Below are 563 nucleotides of genomic sequence, written 5' to 3'. Positions count from 1 at the left end.
TCCTGGTCGTGCGTGACCATCACGCAGGTCACGTCGACCTTCTCGATGATGTTCACGAGTTCGAGCTGGGTCTTCTGGCGGATCTTCTTGTCGAGCGCGGACATCGGCTCGTCGAGCAAGAGCAGCTTCGGGCGCTTGACCAGCGAGCGCGCGAGCGCGACGCGCTGCTGCTGCCCGCCGGAGAGCTGGTGCGGCTTGCGCTGCGCGTACTTGCTCATCTGCACGAGCGCGAGCGCATCGGCCACGCGTTCCTTGATCTCGTTCTTTGGCGTGCCTTCCTGCTTCAGGCCGAACGCGACGTTCGATTCGACCGTCATGTGCGGGAACAGCGCGTACGACTGGAACATCATGTTCACCGGGCGGCGGTACGGCGGCAGCGAAGCAAGGTCCTCGCCGTCGACGAAGATCTTGCCGGAGGTGGCCGTCTCGAGCCCGGCGAGCATGCGCAGCAACGTCGACTTGCCGCAGCCGGAGCTGCCGAGCAGCGCGAACAGCTCGTTCTTCGCGATCGTCAGGTTCACGTTGTCGACGGCGGTGCTGTCGCCGAATTTCTTCACGACGTT

Annotated in this window: 1 protein-coding gene; it reads right to left on the bottom strand. The window is 64.1% G+C overall.

The window, feature by feature from the left end; all coding sequences use genetic code 11:
* Positions 1-563: ABC transporter ATP-binding protein (locus CFB39_RS38525; protein WP_144030404.1), on the bottom strand; the 563-nt coding region annotated here is incomplete at both ends.

Origin of the sequence: Burkholderia sp. AU6039 (genome assembly GCF_002223365.1) — a bacterium.
Taxonomy (GTDB): domain Bacteria; phylum Pseudomonadota; class Gammaproteobacteria; order Burkholderiales; family Burkholderiaceae; genus Burkholderia.
The sequence above is the reverse complement of the archived record's forward strand: the minus strand, read 5'-3'. Positions and strand labels throughout refer to the sequence as shown.